Origin of the sequence: Pseudovibrio sp. Ad5, assembly GCF_001623095.1 — a bacterium.
Lineage (GTDB): Bacteria > Pseudomonadota > Alphaproteobacteria > Rhizobiales > Stappiaceae > Pseudovibrio.
This window is the reverse complement of the sequence record NZ_LMCH01000008.1, coordinates 152,375-172,017: the sequence shown is the minus strand read 5'-3', so window position 1 is coordinate 172,017 and position 19,643 is coordinate 152,375. Positions and strand designations below refer to the sequence as shown.

At 49.8% G+C, this 19,643-nt stretch carries 13 protein-coding genes and 2 pseudogenes; 10 read left to right on the top strand and 5 right to left on the bottom strand.

Features of this window, described 5'->3' with window-relative positions; genetic code table 11:
* Positions 1–44: 44 nt before the first annotated feature.
* The 3 genes from PsAD5_RS05930 to PsAD5_RS05920 all read left to right on the top strand — a co-directional run bounded on the left by PsAD5_RS05930 (position 45) and on the right by PsAD5_RS05920 (position 4,812).
* On the top strand, positions 45–1,133 hold the full coding sequence (locus PsAD5_RS05930) for a TRAP transporter substrate-binding protein (protein WP_063286857.1): 1,089 nt from the start codon (positions 45–47) through the stop codon (positions 1,131–1,133).
* A 357-nt stretch (positions 1,134–1,490) separates the two neighbouring features.
* Positions 1,491–3,536, top strand: coding sequence for a methyl-accepting chemotaxis protein (locus tag PsAD5_RS05925; protein ID WP_063291410.1), 2,046 nt, complete (start codon positions 1,491–1,493; stop codon positions 3,534–3,536).
* 97 nt (positions 3,537–3,633) lie between these two features.
* On the top strand, positions 3,634–4,812 hold the full coding sequence (locus PsAD5_RS05920; RefSeq protein WP_063291409.1) for an NAD(P)/FAD-dependent oxidoreductase: 1,179 nt from the start codon (positions 3,634–3,636) through the stop codon (positions 4,810–4,812).
* A gap of 506 nt (positions 4,813–5,318) precedes the next feature.
* Here the strand turns inward: PsAD5_RS05920 and PsAD5_RS05910 are convergent.
* The 5 genes from PsAD5_RS05910 to PsAD5_RS05890 all read right to left on the bottom strand — a co-directional run bounded on the left by PsAD5_RS05910 (position 5,319) and on the right by PsAD5_RS05890 (position 11,075).
* Complete coding sequence (locus tag PsAD5_RS05910) at positions 5,319–6,092, bottom strand: slipin family protein (protein WP_063291407.1); 774 nt, start codon at positions 6,090–6,092, stop codon at positions 5,319–5,321.
* On the bottom strand, positions 6,089–7,516 hold the full coding sequence (locus tag PsAD5_RS05905) for an NfeD family protein (RefSeq protein WP_084405918.1): 1,428 nt from the start codon (positions 7,514–7,516) through the stop codon (positions 6,089–6,091). Before PsAD5_RS05905 ends, PsAD5_RS05910 begins: the two co-directional genes overlap by 4 nt.
* 551 nt (positions 7,517–8,067) lie before the next feature.
* Positions 8,068–9,897, bottom strand: coding sequence for a M10 family metallopeptidase C-terminal domain-containing protein (locus PsAD5_RS05900; protein ID WP_063291406.1), 1,830 nt, complete (start codon positions 9,895–9,897; stop codon positions 8,068–8,070).
* 201 nt (positions 9,898–10,098) lie between these two features.
* Positions 10,099–10,770, bottom strand: a complete 672-nt coding sequence (locus PsAD5_RS05895; RefSeq protein WP_084404347.1) for an SDR family NAD(P)-dependent oxidoreductase — start codon at positions 10,768–10,770, stop codon at positions 10,099–10,101.
* On the bottom strand, positions 10,716–11,075 hold the full coding sequence (locus tag PsAD5_RS05890; protein ID WP_153040698.1) for an SDR family NAD(P)-dependent oxidoreductase: 360 nt from the start codon (positions 11,073–11,075) through the stop codon (positions 10,716–10,718). The genes PsAD5_RS05895 and PsAD5_RS05890 overlap by 55 nt, the downstream gene beginning before the upstream one ends.
* A 106-nt stretch (positions 11,076–11,181) precedes the next feature.
* Between PsAD5_RS05890 and PsAD5_RS05885 the strand changes: the two genes are divergently transcribed.
* The 7 genes and pseudogenes from PsAD5_RS05885 (at position 11,182) to PsAD5_RS05855 (ending at position 19,559) form a co-directional block, all read left to right on the top strand.
* A complete protein-coding gene (locus PsAD5_RS05885; RefSeq protein ID WP_057465627.1) occupies positions 11,182–11,769 on the top strand; it encodes a TetR/AcrR family transcriptional regulator in 588 nt (195 codons plus the stop codon).
* A gap of 438 nt (positions 11,770–12,207) precedes the next feature.
* Entirely contained in the window at positions 12,208–12,588 is a 381-nt protein-coding gene (locus PsAD5_RS05880) for a VOC family protein (RefSeq protein ID WP_153040697.1), read from the top strand.
* Positions 12,589–12,821: 233 nt separating this feature from the next.
* A pseudogene (locus PsAD5_RS27540) lies at positions 12,822–13,554 on the top strand (IS6 family transposase).
* 262 nt (positions 13,555–13,816) lie between these two features.
* A pseudogene (locus tag PsAD5_RS05870) lies at positions 13,817–15,177 on the top strand (IS3 family transposase).
* A 365-nt stretch (positions 15,178–15,542) separates the two neighbouring features.
* Positions 15,543–17,225 carry a sensor histidine kinase gene (locus tag PsAD5_RS05865; RefSeq protein ID WP_063291402.1) on the top strand — a complete coding sequence of 561 codons (1,683 nt, stop codon included), beginning with the start codon at positions 15,543–15,545 and terminating at the stop codon, positions 17,223–17,225.
* Positions 17,222–17,932 carry a two-component system response regulator BtsR gene (gene btsR / locus PsAD5_RS05860; RefSeq protein ID WP_063291401.1) on the top strand — a complete coding sequence of 237 codons (711 nt, stop codon included), beginning with the start codon at positions 17,222–17,224 and terminating at the stop codon, positions 17,930–17,932. Before PsAD5_RS05865 ends, btsR begins: the two co-directional genes overlap by 4 nt.
* A 181-nt stretch (positions 17,933–18,113) precedes the next feature.
* Entirely contained in the window at positions 18,114–19,559 is a 1,446-nt protein-coding gene (locus PsAD5_RS05855; RefSeq protein WP_063291400.1) for a carbon starvation CstA family protein, read from the top strand.
* Positions 19,560–19,643: the final 84 nt, after the last annotated feature.

Below are 19,643 nucleotides of genomic sequence, written 5' to 3'. Positions count from 1 at the left end.
AGCATTAATACCTACGTATTTTATGAATTAGCGGAGACGGGCAGATGAAACGCCGTGACTTTCTGAAAACAGCAATGGCAACTGGTGCTGCAGGCGGCGCTTCTGTCCTTGCTGCGCCAGCACTTGCAAACGCCACATTGAACCTGAAACTCGTCGGCTCTTTCCCAAAGGGCTTCCCGGGCGTGGGCACCTCAGCTGAGCAACTGGGCAAACGCATTGAGGCGCTTTCTGACGGCAAGATTTCCATCAAGTACTTTGGTGGCGGCGAACTGGTTCCTCCGTTCGAAACATTCTCTGCCGTTTCCTCTGGCACTGCTGATATCGGTCACAACGCGCCTTATTATCAGGTGGGCAAGATCCGCTCGACCATGTACTTCACCACCCTCCCGTTTGGCCTGGATGCGACCGAACTTTCCGGCTGGTTGCGTCATGGCGGCGGACAGGCGCTTTGGGACGAAGCGTATGCACCGCATGGTGTGAAACCATTTTATGCGGGCAGCTCAGGCGCTCAGGCAGGTGGCTGGTTCAAGAAGCCAATCAAGTCTCTGGATGATCTTGTCGGGCTGAAGATGCGTATTGCCGGCCTTGGCGGCGACATTCTGCGCAAAGTGGGTGCGACCACTGTTGTCACACCTCCACCAGAAATCTACCCTGCCCTGCAGTCTGGTGTGGTTGATGCGGCTGAGTTTGTTGGCCCGTGGAACGATCTTGCTCTCGGCCTTTACAAGATTGCGCCGTACTACCATTTGCCAGCGTTCCATGAGCCGGGTCCGGGTCTGGAAATGATCGTAAACCAGAACACCTATGAGAACCTGAGCCCTTGGCTGAAGGAAGTTCTGGCGCAAGCGGCGACAGCACAGGCTGAAGAGAGCACGGCGGAATTCCGCTATAACAACACCATCGCTCTTTCCACACTGGTGGAGCGCGGTGCCATTCTCTCCTCCTTCCCACCGGATGTGATTGAAGCGATTGGCGCGGCTGCGCGTGAAGTGATTGCGGCGTATCCTGCCGGGGACGCGATGAGCGAGAAAATCCACGGTTCCTACATGGACTACGTGAAAGCTTGTTCTCTGTACGGTGCGCGCATGGAGGGACAGCTTTATCAGGACCGTGCGCAGGTGTGGTCTACGTAAGCATCACTTGACCGAGATTTTGGAATGGGGAGTTTTGCTTCCCTTTCCATAGACTGCTTAAACGAATCATCAAAAGCTCACTAATTATCGTCGATGCTCTTGTACTCGCTGAAAACTCAAGTATATTTCCGAAATAGTAATCAATTGCAATCTACACATATACTTAGGAACTAAGTATTTCACCTACTTATATTACTTAGGTGAGAATAAGTAGGTAGTTAGTACAAATCCAAGCTATAGAATAAACGCTCTATAAAGAATTACTGACTCAATTTGTGCGTGTAATAACGAAACAGTGTAACGGGCAGCAGTGCCCCGCTCAAATTTGGAACTCGAGTTCCCCTTTCAGGTGCTCTCATGCGTCGTATTCTTTTAAAGTATCGTATCATCGCGATATTCATGCTTGCGTTTGTGCCCATGCTCTATTTTGCTGGCTCACAAACCACCACCGCCTATAACAAAAAGGTGGAAGCATCCTCTATTGGTCAGGTTGCAGAGTTTGTTCCTGTATTGAGTGCTGTTGTTCACGAACTGCAAAAAGAACGTGGCCGCTCCGCCGGATATCTTGGCGCAAAGGGCAAAGCCTTTGCTGAGGGCCTTGCTGACCAGCACAAGCTGACCGACAGCAAAATCCGTATCTACAAGACTGCGCTGGACAACATCCACCTTGCTTCCATTGACAAGGGCCTTGCGGCTCAGGTGGACATGGTGAACAGCCGTCTGGCAAACATTGCCCGGATCCGCAATAACGTCAAAAGCCTGAACACAACCGTTGGCGAAACTGTTGCTTACTACAGTGGCACCATCAACGAGGCCTTCAAGTTTTTGCCAAGCACAATTGCTGTGAGCCGCGATGCAAGCCTTGTTCGCAAGCTGAGCATGTATGAAGAAGTGCTGCTTGGAAAAGAGAACGCAGGCATTGAGCGCGCAATTGGCGCAAACGGCTTTAGTGCTCAGGAATTTAACCCGACTATCTACCATCGCTTCGTTCGTCTTGGCGCCAGTCAGGATACGCACTTCAAAACTGCGCAATCATTGATGACCGGGCCTCAGGTGAAGTTTCTGGAGAAGATCTTCAACCGGCCTATCATGAGCCAGGTTGATGCTGCCCGTAAGCTGGGGTATGCCGCTGCGTTTGGTGGCGATATCTCCTCCATCTCCGGTACTGAGTGGTTTGACCTGGCGACCGAACGTATCGACTCGCTGAAGGATTTTGAAGACTACCTTGCGGACGAACTGGTGATGCATGCGCAAAAACTGACTGCGAATGCACAGTGGGAGTTTATGCTGGCCCTCATCATCTCCGGCATTGTGACGGTGCTGGGTATTGGCGCGGCTTACACGATCATTCGCAGTGTATCTATTCCGGTAACAGCCCTACTTAGCGATGCTCGCAAACTGGCTGAAGGCGACACCACTGTGACGTTCGCTGGTGCGACTGGCGTTGATGAAGTTGGCCAGGTGGCGAACGCTGTTATGTCTTTCCGCGATACGGTTGCTGAGCAAAAGCGACTGCAGAGCCTTTCTGAGAAAGAGCATGAACAGGAGCGTGACCGCCAGATGCACGTGGATCAGCTGATCAGTGTGTTTAATGACCAGGTTTCCAGCGTTCTTGACCGGGTTGATGACAACACCGGTAAGATGCAGCAAACCGCTGACTCTCTGACGCACATAGCGACAACCACATCTGACCGTGCCAACAGCGCTGCTGGTTCCTCTGAGCAGGCTTCGCAAAACGTGCAGACCGTGGCTTCTGCTGCTGAAGAGCTCTCTGCATCCATCGAAGAGATCGGGCGCCAGATCTCCCAGACCAAGCAGACTGTTGATGATGCAACCAGTGTTGCAACTGCCACCAACGATCATGTGGCGGATCTGGATGTTGCGGCTCAGAAGATTGGCGAAGTGGTCAATCTCATTCGTGACATCGCCGAGCAGACCAACCTGCTGGCTCTGAACGCAACCATTGAAGCAGCGCGTGCTGGCGAAATGGGTAAGGGCTTTGCGGTTGTTGCATCCGAGGTGAAGGAGCTGGCAACCCAGACCTCCAAGGCGACAGAAGAGATTTCCTCTCAGATCTCCGGTATTCAGGGTTCTACGAAGGAAGCTGTGACCGCTATTGAGCAGATTGCTGGTACAATGCATCAGGTGAATGAGTACACCAGCTCCATTGCCACTGCGATTGCTCAGCAGAATGCAGCGACATCATCCATCAGCCAGAACATTCAGCAGGCTGCACAGGGCACTCAGGATGTGGCGGACAGCATGAGCGTTGTCACGAGCTCGGTTCAGGAAACCAACCACTCTGCCAATGACGTGCTTGAGGCTTCTTCTTCTGTTTCCAAACAGGCAACGGAGCTGCGCCAGACCATTTCCAACTTCCTGAGAGATGTTGTTGCGGCTTAAGCGTTAAACATTGCTGAAATGCATGGGGAGGGCTCCGGCCCTCCTCTTTTATTTGATCCCGAGTTGACCTTGGCTGGAAAGCCCATATAAGAGCGCCATGCAAAACATTGACGTTCTTATAATAGGTGCAGGTGCCGCCGGCCTGATGTGTGCCATTGAGGCTGGAAAGCGCGGACGCTCTGTGCTGGTGATTGACCATGCCAAGCGCCCAGCGGACAAAATCCGGATCTCCGGTGGCGGGCGGTGCAACTTCACAAACCTGCACGCCTCTCCCGCGAACTATCTTTCTGAGAACCCACGTTTTGCTGTTTCTGCTTTGAAGCGTTTCACCCAGCATGATTTTATCGCGCTGGTGGACAAGCACCGCATCAGTTGGCACGAAAAAACACTGGGCCAACTGTTTTGCGATGACAGTGCTCAGCAGATCATCGACATGCTGCTCCAGCTCTGCCAGCAATCTGGCGTTCGCATTCAGCTGGGCACCAGTGTCACCTCTCTCACCAAGCCTGATGATCGCTTTACCGTTGGTACCTCCAGAGACACCGTGCGAGCGCAGTCTGTAGTTGTGGCATGCGGAGGTCCATCCATTCCCAAGATGGGTGCCACCGGCTTTGGCTACGAGATTGCCAAGCAGTTTGATCTACCGCTCGTCACCCCTCGTGCTGCTCTCGTGCCATTCGTTTTTGATGATGCGATGCGGGAGCGGACCAAACATCTGGCAGGCGTTTCAGTGGATGCTGTTGTGTCTTTTAAGAAGACCAGTTTTCGCGAAGGATTGCTCTTCACCCATCGTGGCCTTTCCGGGCCATCCATTCTGCAGATCTCCTCTTACTGGGAAGAAGGCAAAGACATTCGCGTCAACTTGCTTCCAGACACAGATGTTTTTGAGGCCCTTAAGTCCGCTAAGCAAAGCCAGCCGAAGCAGGACATTAAGACTGCGGTGGCAAGTTTGCTGCCTAAAAAGCTGGCCACGCATATTGCTGAGGAGCATAAGCTGAGCGGACGGTTGGCCGACACCTCCGACAAGATGCTGCGCAAAGCCGCTCTGGCAATCAACGAGTGGACCCTCAAGCCCGTCGGCACCGAAGGCTACCGCACTGCTGAGGTCACCTTAGGCGGCGTAAGCACTAAGGCCCTCTCCTCCAAAACAATGGAAACCAGCTCCGTCCCCGGCCTCTTCCTCATCGGCGAAGTCGTCGACATCACCGGCCACCTCGGCGGCTTCAACTTCCAATGGGCCTGGTCTTCCGGCCATGCGGCGGGGCAGTTTGTTTAGATATGAGGGTAAAATAAAGTCTGTAATGTCGCATATCATGCACTTTACTACATGTGCGAAAAGCTCTCTAGAAAATCAAGCTTTATTGGTCACAAGAGGCCACAAAGCGGTTATTCGGGCACTTCTAACTGAGGTTGAGTAAAACTTATGTAAAGTGTTACGCAATCTATGAAACGAGACTTCTTCAAGATCCAGTCCTCGATACGGCGCAATACTATCTCTACTTTTAAACTTAATCACTTATCGTGAGGATTATCCTCGCACTTCCCCAATTGCACTCTGTAATATTTTTTCAAATGTTTCTGCCACCTGACCTGCTCCACCCTTGACTATCGGGGTGCCTGTAGTCTCCATATTCCAGGCCATCACCTTGCCCATCAGAGATCCCAAAGTTACTTCTGGGGTCGAACCTGAACGCAATAGCGCAGCTTTAGAAACTCCTTCCACCAACTGTAGTTGAGCCCTTGAGAGAGACATTCCTGTCAGCATAACTCAGAAACACTAACTTATTTTTGCTCGTCGGCAGAACCCTTCAGGGGAAGTCGGCCTATCAGTTCCATTGGCATTGGAAAGACAATCGTATTACTTCTATCGCTCGCGATTGTCTGCAGGGTTGTCAGATAACGCAGCTGCATAGCTTGATCGTTCTGAGAGAGAATTCCGGCGGCTTCTAGAAACTTTTCCGCCGCTTGCTGTTCGCCCTGCGCGTCGATGACCTTGGCGCGGCGTAGCCGCTCTGCTTCCGCCTGCTTTGCGATCGCCCGGATCATGCGGTCATCAAGGTCAATGTGCTTCAACTCCACATTTGATACCTTAATACCCCAGGTTTCCGTCTGTTCATCCAGAATACGCTGAATATCAGCGTTTAATCGATCTCTCGATGCAAGCATTTCGTCAAGCTCATGCTGACCTGCAACCGAGCGCAGTGTTGTCTGAGCCAGTTGGGTGGTCGCCTGAAGGAAATCCTCAACCTGTATAATCGCCCGTTCAGCGTCCACGGCGCGAAAATACACGACAGCATTGACTTTGACGGAGACATTGTCGCGCGAAATTACGTCCTGCTCAGGCACGTCTAAGACGCGTGTGCGCAGATCCACCCGAACCATCTGCATGATACCCGGAAGAACGATGATCAAACCTGGACCCTTTACTTTCCAGAAACGCCCTAGCAGGAAGATCACACCTCGCTCATACTCCCGCAAAATCTTCAATGACGAGAAAACAATCAAGAGCGGAATCAGTACAGTCAAAGTCCAGGAATAGTTAAGCAGTTCGTTCATGATTGGTCCTCATTTTTAAGGGGAGAGACGGTGAGGGTTAATCCCTCAATGGCCGATACTTCGACAGTGTGGCCCGGCTTTAAAAACGTTGTACTTGTTGCCTGCCATACTTCACCATGAACCCTGACGTGTCCCTCTCTTCCATTCCAGTCCAAAACCACGGCTTTACTGCTGAGCATTTCTTCCCGCCCTGTTACGACGGCACGGCCCTTGGAGCGCATAAGAAGATAAAGAATGATGAGAAAAACGCCGGCACTAACAGCTGCGATCGACCCAATCAGCATAGGAGATACCTCCAGTTCTGGAGTGTCACTGTCGATCAGCATGATTGAACCCAGCACAAAGGCGACGGCACCACCCAGTCCGAGCACGCCAAAGCCGGGCGCAAATACTTCAGCGATCATAAGGCCAAGCCCGACAAGAATTAAAGCCAGTCCGGCATAGTTGACTGGCAGTAGCTGAAAGGCGTAGAGCGCCAAAAGCAGGCAGATCACACCGGTAATCCCTGCGATGAAAATACCTGGGCTGTAAAATTCCAGAACGATGCCATAGATGCCGATAAGAAACAGGATATAGGCAACACTCGGATTGGTGATGACAGAAAGAAACTCGGTCCGCCAATCTGGTTCCACTGGAATAATCGTCAGATCATCAGTTTTGAGCGTAATCTGCCCCTCTGGCAACTCTACGGACCGCCCATTTAGTTTCTGAAGAAGATCGGTTTGACTATCTGCAATAAAGTCGATGACTCCTTCCTCGAGAGCATCGACCGCCGTTAGGCTGGCAGCTTCGCTGACCGCCTTTTCCGCCCACTCTGAGTTTCGGCTCCTCAACTGGGCAAGGCTCTTGATATAAGCCTTCGCATCGCTGATAGCTTTGTCGGAGGAGGACGGGGCCGCACTTGTCCCTTCGTCCTCGTCGTTGTCAGAGCCTTCTGATCCGGGAAAACCACCACCTACCTGAACTGGTGTTGCAGCGCCAAGATTGGTTCCCGGTGCCATGGCAGCAATATGGCATGCGTACAGAATATAGGTTCCGGCACTGGCCGCACGGGCACCGCTCGGTGCAACATACCCAACAACTGGAACCGGCGATGCCAAAATGGCATGGACGATGGTGCGCATTGCAGTGTCTAGACCACCAGGGGTGTTCAAAGTGAGAATGACAAGCGTGGCTCCATCTTCCTGGGCGGATTGGAGGCCACGTGTCACATAGTCAGCAGTGGCCGGCCCTATAGCGCCTTCAATACGGATAAGTGGGGCGGTCCGATCCGTTTGGGCGTTACAGTAGCTCGTAGAAAAAAGCGCAAAAATGAAGAAACTACCGATTAGAATTGCCAGAAATACGACACATTGAATACAGGCAAATCCTAGACCTTTAAGATTTGCAATCTGCCATTCCGTTCCTGTTGCCGCCAATCGCATTTTAAGGTGCGTTCTGTTTTTAGTTGGTTACAGATGGATCACTTCACTAACTACATAAGGGAATGTGATGACTAACGTAATCAAGTAAGAATTGCTGTTATAAGGCACAGCCAATTATCGGTATCTATACTGACACATGACGCATGTAATGGGGGTTTTGGTGAATAAGACAGTTTCTAAGAGCTTAAGGCACCTCCAAACTGCTTGCATTTAAACAGAAAATTACTTGTTCGCGAGTCTGCTTGTTTGAGAGCGTTCGATGAAGGCGACCAAAATCTTGCATGAATAGTGGGTGGACTGTCAAAAATTGCATGCGACATTTCAATCATGGCTACAAATGAGTTCGGTGAAGTCTCAGAGCCTTATGGTCATCATAGAGGGGCATCCAGCACCATGCCTCAAAACACAATCCTATATCTTGTGAGCTAATTTTGACTGCAGCAAAGATGCTACGATCCCGCGCAAGTTTAATGACTGACGCAATGCAGCAGGACTTTGAACTGTGCTCCAAGAGAATTGTAAGAAGAACAAGCGCTTGGAGCACACTTTATTTACACGAACATAAAGTCATCAGCACTGATTAGATCAGCACCGATATCGGACAACACGATGGAACCACCTTGGTAGGAAATGAGCGCCCCATCCTCTGAAGCCAAAATAGTGAGTTCTTCAAGACTGGTGACGCTATTCTTAATAAACTTGATGACATCTAGCCCACTCGAAAAGTCGGTAATCCTGTCATCTCCAGAGTTAGCCGCAAAGATGAAAGTGTCTTTGCCTTTGCCACCGGAAAGTATGTCATCACCGACGCCTCCTGTTAGGAGGTCACTCCCCTTTCCACCATCAAGCTCGTCATTGCCTATGCCGCCATCTAAACGATCGTTTCCATTGCCTCCAAGCAGGTTATCATCGCCTTTCCCACCGTAGAGCCTATCGTTGCCCACTCCTCCATCCAGAGTATCGCGACCATCTTCGCCGTAAAGCCTGTCCTTGCCTCTGCCACCTTTGAGCTGATCTATCTCGCTGCCGCCATAAAGCCAGTCATTGCCACGCCCGCCACCCAGCAAATCGTGACCTTCATTTGCAAAAAGCTTGTTGTGAGCGTCGTTGCCAATCAGTTCGTCATCCCCAGAACCGGTATATGCATTTTCAATCACGGTTCCACGCATAATGGCAAGATTGCCCTTCAAGCCCTGAACATCTGAATAGGTTTCCTCGACGAGAGAAATCCGCTGATCACTAATCACAGAGCTGAAGTTGATGCTATCGTTGCCACCATCATCCAGAATGGTGAAGGTCATAGGAACCATGCCAGCGATATCATCGTAATATCCTCCAGCATTGGAGTTTTCGCCGTAGATGGTGTCGTCAGTACGCAAGTTACCTGCCGTTCCATAAAGATCTTGCATAGCAAGAATATCGGCGATCATAGGCGTGACCACATACGCATAACTGGCATCGATGTTCGTGTTTCCCTGCTGACTAAAATATGACATGACTGTCGCTTGCCAGGAATCATTGGAATAATGATTGTCTACGCCGAATGTAGCATCTCCGTTATAATGGCCGGCATGCCCCAGCCCCAGCGCATGTCCGATTTCGTGAATATATGTCTGATAGGAGTACGAGTTTAAGTTCGCTCCATATCGATCAACCCAGTCCGCGCTAACATTGACGAATGATCGCTCAATTTCACCATAAAAGGTGTTGGAGCTTGCATAAGCTCCGCCATAATTGTCGTCGAAGTTTATCTTTGCATAGGTATCTGTAAATTCGAAATTGATGCCAGTCATCATTGACCATGCGTCAAGAGCGTTCTTTGCCAGGTATTGGCCGGTATCTGTCAAACCCGAAATATTGACTGAGATCGCCTCTCCAGGTTCCACATCAAATGCCCGGCGATATCCCCAATATGCATCAGTCAACTGATGTGCAATCTGGTCATTTGAAAAAGCGTCTGGATCTACCGGCACTTCAGTAGAGCCAGCTTCCTCGGTTATACTAAGCTGATAGTCTCCAAAAGAATTTCCCTCTGTACCAATGGTAGCCAAAACATAATAGGTGCCGCGTTCCTCAGGTGTGAAAGTGACTTCGGATTTACTACCATTCCCATTTTCAGTATCCGACGCGACGGGCCTGGAGTTGGGATCGAACAGGACCAAACTTGTGTCCGATGGCCCATTGGATCCCTCACTGTCCATGGAGATCGTGTACTCAACCCCCGCCTCAAGGACAATCGCAACAAAATCTGAATCTCCGCCTCTTTTCAAAGACCCATAGAAAGTATCCTTCGGGGTAAGAGTGTACGGAGTATCAAAGTGGGCAGGAGCATCTCCCTTTTCCACTAATATAGATTTATTGGAGTTATATCTGGTAGGCATGCGAATCTTTTCCGATAATTTAAATTATCGAATTACGATATACACTATTCACATACTATCAATATTCATATGTACATCTTTCACAAATGCTTCATTTTTACTTATACTATAATTTTACTAATTTAGTGCAGAAATCTCGGCGGATATTGCTAGATTATAACAAAATTAACATCTACATCTACTTACTGCAGAGATTGCGGATCATTTGCAGGCTTCTGATAAAGATGCTCTCCATCTAGCCGTTGAAGCATCACTTATCTGCATAAGCTTTGTTCTGATACTTGTGTCTTTCGCTTCTGGATTGGGCTCAGAAATCTTGTCTTCATCGGTATAGGTGCCAGTTACACTGCTGTATCGCGACGAAATAGCGAGCCTTACTATGCGATCAGCTCCTACTTCCGGTGGAGAGGCAAAAATGCGCATGATGAGCCGAAAAATACCTGGAATGCCTTTTAGATCCCGCAGCAAATTGGAACGAATGAAGCCGGGATTAAGCGCGTTTACAGTGACTCCTGAGCTTTCTAATTGCTCAGCCAGCTCAACTGTAAACGCATTGAGCGCGAGCTTTGCCTGAGCATAGGGTTTTAGCGCATCAAAGCCGTGTTTGGTTTGGAGATCTTCAAAATTAATATGGCCTAGTGCTTCCGTTTCGGAGGAAACATTCACAATTCTTGACGGCGCAGAGGTTTTGAGACGCTCTAGCAAAAGGTTCGTAAGCAAAAAGGGGCCAATATAATTAATCGCCCACATCTTCTCCAACCCATCTGCTGTGATGGTGCGTTTTGGGACTTGAGCACCTGCGCAATTGACTAGGACGTCTATGCGCTTGTGAGTGGCAATGATACGTTCAGCACAACAGCGAATGCTCTCCATTGATGCCAGATCACAGGATAGAAACTGCGCCCCCCCCCATCAATGGCATTTAGCTCGCGTGCAACTGCCATCCCTTTTTCTTCGTTGCGACCTAAGATAATCAGGTTTGCCCCGAGCTTATGCAGTGTACTAACAGCGGCTCGCCTCATACCATCAGTTCCACCCGTAAACACAATTATCTTACCTGATATGTGCTTATCTTCTTCAGGGATTGCATAGACGGGATTTGGTTTCCTTCGTTGTGGTGTGAAAGTGTTGAGCACCATACTCGCTTGCTTGATAATTGAAGCATTTTTAGAACTCATGGCCACTCCCATTCGGAAACATATAATTCCGGAATTGTTAATTACCGAATAAGCGATATAGAAGTTTGACATGGAAATCAACCTTTGCAGTAATTAGGAAGTCTTCATGAATAAGAGATCAGGCCAGCGAGCTGAGCTTACCCGCGGTCGTAAGCGGGATCGTAACAGGACCGACGCTATTCTTGCTGCAACGGCTGAGTTAATTATCGAACATGGGTTCGATAAACTTCGAGTTCAGGATGTTGCAGAAAAAGCCGGAAGTGGGCTCGGTACGATATACCGAAGGTGGGAAACAAAAGAAGCCTTAGTAACTGACGCTATTCGCGCTTTTCCTGACCCTCCACTTCCCTCCAGTGATGACGCCGCAGCAGATTTGGCATCTGTTATTCGGGAGAAAACTGAGTTTTATGCTTCAAAACCAGATTTACTTCCCGGAGTCATCTCAGCATTGAGGGAAGATAAGGGTATTGCTGACGCTATTCGTGATCGATATGACGATAAACCACTTCGCCAGCTTTTTGCCAGGCTATTGGGTTCTGATCATCCTCAATTGGATCTACTAGCAGAGCTCGTACCAGCAATACTTCTCAACCGAACTGTTTTCCATAACCGTCCAGTTCAATCGGACAACTTTGCCGATGAGATCCTGGCACTTGTCAAAGCTTTATCGAGTGTTCGAGTTGAGAGCCCCTGATGTTATGAGTGAACGCATGCGAGGTTATAAGGGCACCTTAGTTACCGGCAGTGAGAGGCTGAGCGAGTGTTCCATGTGAGTGACTTCTGCCTTGCGAGGCATATTGATCTGATTTGAGCAATAATCATATGCGGTCATCTGTCCGGCGTGTTTAGACGGCAAACATGACTGTTGGTCTTGATGGTTACCGCTTGCCAAGTCGCAAACCGGTAAACGAACGACGACGTATCCCAGACATTCCATAGATGTCTGGGTTAATCTTTGCGGTTGGCCGTGCGACAAAGCCCTAACCGCATAAGTTGATGAGCCAAGCAAGCTCTTCGTGCGCACTTGGCTTTTCAGCTTACACTTGTTTAAATTATCGCCAATTTAGAAAGCTAACTCATATTGTAGTTTGATAAGAAGGTCGTTGTGGATGCAGACGCAAAGGATCTGAATATGACGGTACTGCTCATGCAGCATCTCGCGCTGCCGATCCCACCTGATGGCGTTGAAGATGCTAGGCGGTTTTATGGCACCTTACTAGGGTTTAAAGAAATAGAACGCCCTCAAGAAGCGAGTAGCCATGCCGGATGTTGGTTCTCATCAGGTTCTGTCAATTTGCATTTGCTCGGCAGTGAACCATTTGCGCCAGTAACAGTTGGCCACCCAGGACTTGTTGTCGATGATCTGGCAGCTTTGGCGAAGAACCTACGGGCAGCGTCTGTCACGGTAACGGATGACACCATCCTCTTCGGCCACTACCGCAAGAAGGTCCATGACCCATTTGGAAACATGATCGAACTGCTGGAGCCTGTTGATGGCGGCCATAGTTTGTAAGTTCCAAACCCAACAAAGACGCTTAACCTGGCGCAGGCTCTGAAGCTTCACAACGTTAAGCGGACGCCGTGTAGGTGGATTTTGTCAGCTTCGTTGCGGTAAAGTGAGGCCTGGAGAACGCTTAAATGTGTAAGCCGTTAGATGGCGCTTGCCGATTGCAGAAGCCTACCCTCTAGATTGATGCCAAGCACTCCCACCTTCTTGCTTTTAGCTGCTTCGGGTAGTTCATCACTATGCTTTATCTTGACGCTTTTCCTCGTCTCAAAGACTATTGTTTCTCACGCTGTATCATTGGCTAAGCGGTTTGGGCCTATCATCCGTTCGCCATAAGCCTGCGTAATGTTGAAGATCTTTTAGCAGCGCAGGGAATAGTGCTTAGCTATGAGACTATTTGGAACTGAGTACACAAGTTTGGGCACGTCTTTGCCGGAAAAATCCAGAAGGACCGAGCAGCCAATGTTAGTTGCACCTTGATGAAGGTGTCATCAAGGTCAACGGCGTTACCTATTGGCTGTGGCGGGCTGTAGACGGGAATGGCGATACTCTTGATATCCTTTCGCAAGCGTGTAGTGACAAAAAGTTAGCCAAACCCTTCTTTTATAAGTTTTCAGGCGTTGGAGCATGCCGCACGTTCTGATGAAGGACAAGCTTGGCTCCTACGGGGCAGCCAGACAAGAGATCGCACTAGGTCTTGAGCAACCGGGCGCACAATGGCTTGAACAACCGTGCAGAGGCTTCGTATCATCGTACGCGACAACGGGAAAAGATCATGGGCCACTTTAAGCCTACGCAGCAAGAACAGAGATTTCTATTCGCGCACATCAGGTTGCAGCTATTTTCCGACCGAAACGCCACCGCCTTTCAGCCAACTCGTACCGCCATGCACGCGCTGATGCATTCAGTTTATGGAACGATTACATAGCAGAATTACGCCCACAAACAGAGCCGCGGGAGGCCTCCTCATAACCAAGCTAAATAGGCGATGGTCTCAATTTCATTGCATTTTATGAAGCCTTAGGAGTTTGTCCCAGTTACATCACCACCAGCAAAACAGTGCTGCCTGAGGTGGACGAGGCTGCTGAGATCTTTTTGATCCTCAACACCGATAACAGGGCTATCTTGCTCAGAGTGGCAAAAGGCTTTGCACAAAACTAAACTAAGTCCAACTGTTCCCCGCCGAAGCCATATGAACAGATGGGTGAGTTTGAGTAGGAGAGTGTTTTGACCCATGTTCACTAGATTAGGAGTGAACAATGGAGCAAAATACAAGAACCCCAGCGCTGCAGCTGAGAAGGCGGTCAAAGACATTCGCCGTAAAACCCGCAAGCGCTATTCCACCGAAAACAAGATCCGTATTGTGCTCGCAGGATTGCGCGGTGATGACAGTATTGCTGAGTTATGCCGATAGGAAGGCATCTCATAGGGACTGTATTACAGCTGGTCGAAAGAGTTTCTGGAAGCTGGCAAGAAGCGGCTTGCTGTTGATACTGTCCGTCAGGCGAACACTGGTGAAGTAAAGCAGTTGCGTAATGAGGCACGCGCCTCAAAGAAGAGGTTGCCGAGCAGGCTCTGGAACTGCACCTTATTAAAAAAAACATGCTCGAGGATGGGGGAGACGACGAATGAGGTATCCCACCCAAGAGAAGCTAGAGATTATCCGGCTGGTTGAAGGATCTCATCAACCAATCAAGCGCACGCTGGCGCTTCTGGGTATCCCGCGTTCGACCTTCTATACTTGATATGATCGCTACCTGGAAGGCGGCGTTGAAGCGCTGGAGGAGCGGGTATCAAAGCCATCCAAAGTATGGAACCGTATTCCCGATGAGAGCAAAAATTGGCGCTAGACGAGCCGGATCTGTCACCGCACGAGCTTGCAGTTCGTTTTACAGATACGAAAGACAATTTTATTTCAGAAGCTTCCGTTTACCAACTGCTGAAGGCGCAGGACCTGATCACCTCCCCAGCCTTATGTGGTCATCAAGGCCGCCGATGAGTTCAAGGACAAGACTACAGCACCGAACCAGCAGTGGCAAACCGATTTCACCTACTTCAAGATTATCGGCTGGGGTTGGTTTTACCTTTCAACCGTTCTTGACGATTACTCCCGCTACATCATCTCCTGGAAGCTATGCACCACAATGAAGTCCGAGGATGTCACCGACACCCTTCAGCTCGCACTCGATGCTTCAGGTTGCGAGCAGCCAAAGGTCATGCATCGTCCACGACTGCTTTCTGACAATGGCAGCTCTAACGTCTCGTCGGATCTGGCCGATTGGCTGGAAAGGAAGAGTATGAAGCATGTGTGGGGAGCGCCGTATCATCCACCAACCCAAGGTAAGATTGAACGTTGGCACCAGACCATGAAGAACCGCATTTTGCTAGAAAACTACCCATGTCAGAGGACTTGGAAGCGCAAATCAGGAACTTTGTCGAACACTAAAATCACCATAGCTACCACGAGAGCCTTGGCAATGTGACACCGGCCGATACTTACCTAGGGAGAGATAAGCAGATCCTACAAAATTGGCAGATGATTAAACGCAAAACTCAGCAAATCGCCGCTTACGCTACCACGCTCAAGCCGCATAACATTAACACGCAAAAGGGCCAGACACTCCATTACTCGAAAGCCAATTTTGTCCAACTATCTTTGACGACGGACACTCCGTCATCATTACAAACTATTTTATACCGCCACACTTAGATTGATCTCCAAGCATGAGATCCTGACAAAGCAACTATTCAGATAGCCTTGCCTTCATCCGGACTTTTAGTGCTGGTTTGCGTCTTGCGACAATTGCGCGCGTTTCGCTGGTTAGGTTTAATAACTCAAATATATCAAAATCTTAGGGATAGTATAATTGGGTGTTTGTGTTCTGCTTGGTGGATTGAAAATCTGTTGTGAGGCGGTACACTTTTGGGGCTAATTCAAGAAACAATAGTAAAGCCAACAAATGGCCCTCATTCTTCATCTGCTGCAGCAAATGTGTGTGTATTTGGTGATCGTTTATATGGTCAGCAAAACGCCGCTGTTTAAGATCTTTACGGAAGACGCCCCTCGCCTACCGCACAAGGTACTTATTTATCTGGTGTTCTCTGGCTTTTGCGTGATTGCCACAACATTCGGTGAACAGGTTGATGGGGCCATTGCTAACACCCGCGCTATGGGCGCGGTCCTGGGTGGTCTTTTGGGTGGTCCAGTTACGGGGTTTCTGATTGGGTTGACGGGCGGTTTGCACCGCTACGGCTTTGGTGGGTTTACTGATCTGGCTTGTGCGATCTCGACCACCTCAGAAGGCCTGTTGGCCGGGATGACTGCATTCTATTTGCGCACGCATAACAAACGCGCACTGCTGTTTCGCCCGATGTTTGTGTTTGGCCTCACCTTTGTAGCGGAAGTGGTGCAGATGCTCATCATCCTGATTGTAGCCCGGCCATTTGATCAGGCTCTTGCGCTTGTCCAGCAAATTGCGCCCCCGATGTTGTTCGTCAACTCACTGGGAGCAGCTTTCTTTATGAGCATTGTCCGTGATCAGAAGACGATGTTTGACAAACTATCATCAGCCTTCTCCAGTCAGGCACTAAAGATTGCAGAACGATGTGTCGGCGTCCTTGCTAAGGGGCTAAATGAAGTTTCTGGAGGCAAGGTTGCCCAGATTGTTAAAGACGAAACGAATGTAGGGGCCGTCGCGATTACGGACCGTACCAAGCTGCTTGCCTTTATTGGTATTGGTTCGGATCACCACAAACCGGGGACAGAGATTTCCTCTCAACTGACTATTGATGCTATCGAACAAAACAAGGTTATGTATGCAGACGGTGTTGAAGAGCCATATGGCTGTTCGCTGTCATCCTCCTGCAAGTTGGGTTCATGCCTTGTTATTCCGCTTCATAGCGACTCCCAAGTGATCGGCACAATCAAACTCTACGAGCAGAAGAACAAGCTGTTTTTGAATATCAACCGAACACTGGGCGAAGGCATTGCGAAGCTTCTCTCCAATCAGATCCTTTATGGAGAACTGGAAGAGAAACAGAGCCTTTTGACACGGGCTGAGTTGAAACTGCTGCAAGCGCAAGTGAACCCGCACTTTCTGTTCAACACGCTCAATACGATTGCCATTATTACAAAACGCGACGCGGAGAAGGCTCGGGAACTATTGCTGCAGCTCTCCAAATTTTTACGCATTAACCTGAAGCGCACCTCTGGCCTCGTCACTCTTGGTGAAGAACTTGACCATGTGGATGCCTATCTGGCGATTGAGAAAGCTCGTTTCCCGGACAAACTGGCTGTTGAGCTCGATGTTCCCACTGAACTGCTATCCCTGAAAATTCCAGCATTTACGTTGCAGCCACTCATTGAAAACGCCATCAAGCATGGCATTTCGCAGAGCATAGACGGTGGATGCGTTAGAATCCGTGGGCTCATGAGCAATGAGTATGTGGAACTTCAAGTGGAAGACGATGCCGGGCTTTATGTGCCACCACAGAACCGCGAAGGACTTGGAGTTTCACTGGTCGACAAACGCTTGAAGAAACAGTGGGGTGAGGAGTTTGGCCTGCACATTGAATGGGAAGAGGACGCTTTTACCCGGGTTTCAATCCTACTCCCTGCTCCTATGTTGGAGGCAGCCCAATGATTAGTTGTCTGATTGTTGATGATGAACCTTATGCTCGTGAGGAGTTGAAGGATTTGCTCACTGGAGCAGATGGTATCGAAGTACTTGGCGAGTGCAGTAATGCGATTGATGCCCTTGGGTTTATAAATAAGCACAAGCCTCAACTGGTGTTTCTGGACATTCAGATGCCGCGCATCTCTGGCATGGAAATGATTGGCATGCTGGACCCGGAAACTATGCCGCGCATTGTGTTTTCGACCGCTTATGACGAGTATGCCATTAAAGCCTTCGAGCATCATGCTTTTGATTATCTGCTCAAACCAATTGAAGAGGACCGGCTTGCCAAGACACTTGGCCGGGTCCGGTCTGATCTGCGTCCGCAATTGATGGAAGAAATTACGCCTCAAGAGCTTCAGCACCTCCCCTGCTATCTTGGAAACAAGCTGAAGGTCGTTCCAGTGGCAACCGTTGAATATGTGTTTAGCGACTTGTCTGGAATCCATGTGGCGACTGCAGAGTCTTATGTGCACACACACCTTACCCTTAAAGTGCTGGAACAAAGAACCGCATTGGCCCGCTGTCACCGCCAGTACCTTGTCTCACCAGATGCGATTTCGGAGATTGTGTTGCAGGAAACGGGAGCGGAAGTGGTGACGCACAGCGGAACCAAGATCCCAGTTTCACGTCGATATCTAAAAAGCCTGAAGCAGCATTTTGGATATTCATGAGTGCGTATATACACTTAGCCGTTGGATCGCTTCAAATTTACGTGAAACTGTCGCGTCTCAATTAACCGCTTATTTGTTTTAATTGCCGCTCACCCCGCCTCAACTGCCGCTTAGCTGAAACCTCAGCAACTTGCCCTTGAAACCAGTTTAATCGCTCCCAGAGATTTGTGGAGGAAGAAAGATGTCCTGGTTTCTCTTGAGTATTGGCCTGCTGTTCGGCGGCTATTTTATCTATGGCATGTTTGTCGAGAAGGTTTTCGGGATTAAGCCCGCACGCCAGACACCTGCCCACGCACATACTGACGGTGTCGATTATGTGCCGATGTCCACCAAAAAAGTCTATCTGGTTCAATTGTTGAACATTGCAGGCGTTGGACCAATCTTTGGCCCGATCCTTGGCGCCCTGTATGGTCCGGCAGCAATGCTCTGGATCGTTTTTGGCTGCATCTTTGCAGGTGCAGTGCATGATTATTTCTCCGGCATGCTGTCCGTTCGCAACAAAGGGCAATCCGTCCCGAACCTTGCTGGCAAGTACCTCGGCAGCGGCGCAAAGCACTTCATGAACATCTTTGCAATTGTATTGCTTCTGCTGGTGGGCGTGGTGTTTGTGTCTGCTCCAGCAAGCCTGCTCGGCCGCCTGACCGGTGTTGATGTTACAATCTTCCTGGTTTGCATCTTCGCATACTACCTGATCGCAACCATCGTTCCTGTCGACAAGATCATCGGACGCTTCTACCCGTTCTTCGGGGCTCTGCTGGTGTTTATGTCTGTGGGTTTGACCGTCGCTTTGCTGCTGTCCAGCGAACATTCCATGTTGCCGGGCGTTGAAGCTGGTGACTTCTTCCAGAACCTGAACCCGAATGACATGCCACTTTGGCCTGCTCTATTCATCACTATCGCTTGTGGTGCGATCTCCGGCTTCCATGCCACTCAGTCTCCACTGATGGCGCGCTGCATGGAGAATGAACAAAATGGTCGCTTCGTCTTTTATGGTGCGATGATTGGTGAAGGCGTGATCGCGATTATCTGGTGTGCGATTGCTCTGTCCTTCTTCGGCGGCGTTGAAGGCCTTTCTGAAGGCATGGGCGGCAATCCTGCGAACCTTGTTTACGAAGCATCCAACGGTCTTCTGGGCACGTTTGGTGGCTTCCTCGCAGTACTCGGTGTTATCGTCCTGCCGATCACCTCTGGTGACACCGCTTTCCGTTCAGCACGTCTGATCCTGGCTGAGTTCTTCAACATGCCACAGAACCAGATGCCAAAGCGTTTGTTGCTGGCAATCCCACTGTTCGTTGGCGGTGCACTCCTGACTCAGGTGGATTTCGGAGTGATCTGGCGTTACTTCGGCGTTGCCAATCAAGCAACTGCCGCACTGATGTTGTGGACTGCTGCTGCCTATCTGCTGCGCCATAACAAGCTGCATTGGATCTGCACCATTCCGGCAACCTTCATGACTACCGTTGTTGTGACCTTCCTGCTGAACTCCACCAAACTTGGATTCGGCCTGCCAATGACAGTCTCCACCATCGGCGGCATCCTCGCAGCCCTGCTGATTGCCTCAGCAGTCTGGATGAAGGTGAAAGGGAAAGTCGTTGACCACGAAGACGTACTCGAACCCGGCGAGTAACCCTCACTCTACTCGCTAAAGCAAAAACAGCGCAGGACCTCTAGTCCCTGCGCTGTTTTTTGTATTTATCAGATGGACCTGCAA

Excerpts from the sequence above, each read along its gene's own strand:
- PsAD5_RS05890 (WP_153040698.1), bottom strand. The coding sequence starts at position 11,075 with ATGAGTTCTAAAAATGCTTCAATTATCAAGCAAGCGAGTATGGTGCTC.
- PsAD5_RS05880 (WP_153040697.1), top strand. The coding sequence starts at position 12,208 with ATGACGGTACTGCTCATGCAGCATCTCGCGCTGCCGATCCCACCTGAT.
- PsAD5_RS05910 (WP_063291407.1), bottom strand. The coding sequence starts at position 6,092 with ATGAACGAACTGCTTAACTATTCCTGGACTTTGACTGTACTGATTCCG.
- btsR (WP_063291401.1), top strand. The coding sequence starts at position 17,222 with ATGATTAGTTGTCTGATTGTTGATGATGAACCTTATGCTCGTGAGGAG.
- PsAD5_RS05930 (WP_063286857.1), top strand. The coding sequence starts at position 45 with ATGAAACGCCGTGACTTTCTGAAAACAGCAATGGCAACTGGTGCTGCA.
- PsAD5_RS05920 (WP_063291409.1), top strand. The coding sequence starts at position 3,634 with ATGCAAAACATTGACGTTCTTATAATAGGTGCAGGTGCCGCCGGCCTG.
- PsAD5_RS05885 (WP_057465627.1), top strand. The coding sequence starts at position 11,182 with ATGAATAAGAGATCAGGCCAGCGAGCTGAGCTTACCCGCGGTCGTAAG.
- PsAD5_RS05905 (WP_084405918.1), bottom strand. The coding sequence starts at position 7,516 with ATGCGATTGGCGGCAACAGGAACGGAATGGCAGATTGCAAATCTTAAA.
- PsAD5_RS05865 (WP_063291402.1), top strand. The coding sequence starts at position 15,543 with ATGGCCCTCATTCTTCATCTGCTGCAGCAAATGTGTGTGTATTTGGTG.
- PsAD5_RS05925 (WP_063291410.1), top strand. The coding sequence starts at position 1,491 with ATGCGTCGTATTCTTTTAAAGTATCGTATCATCGCGATATTCATGCTT.
- PsAD5_RS05900 (WP_063291406.1), bottom strand. The coding sequence starts at position 9,897 with ATGCCTACCAGATATAACTCCAATAAATCTATATTAGTGGAAAAGGGA.
- PsAD5_RS05855 (WP_063291400.1), top strand. The coding sequence starts at position 18,114 with ATGTCCTGGTTTCTCTTGAGTATTGGCCTGCTGTTCGGCGGCTATTTT.
- PsAD5_RS05895 (WP_084404347.1), bottom strand. The coding sequence starts at position 10,770 with ATGGAGAGCATTCGCTGTTGTGCTGAACGTATCATTGCCACTCACAAG.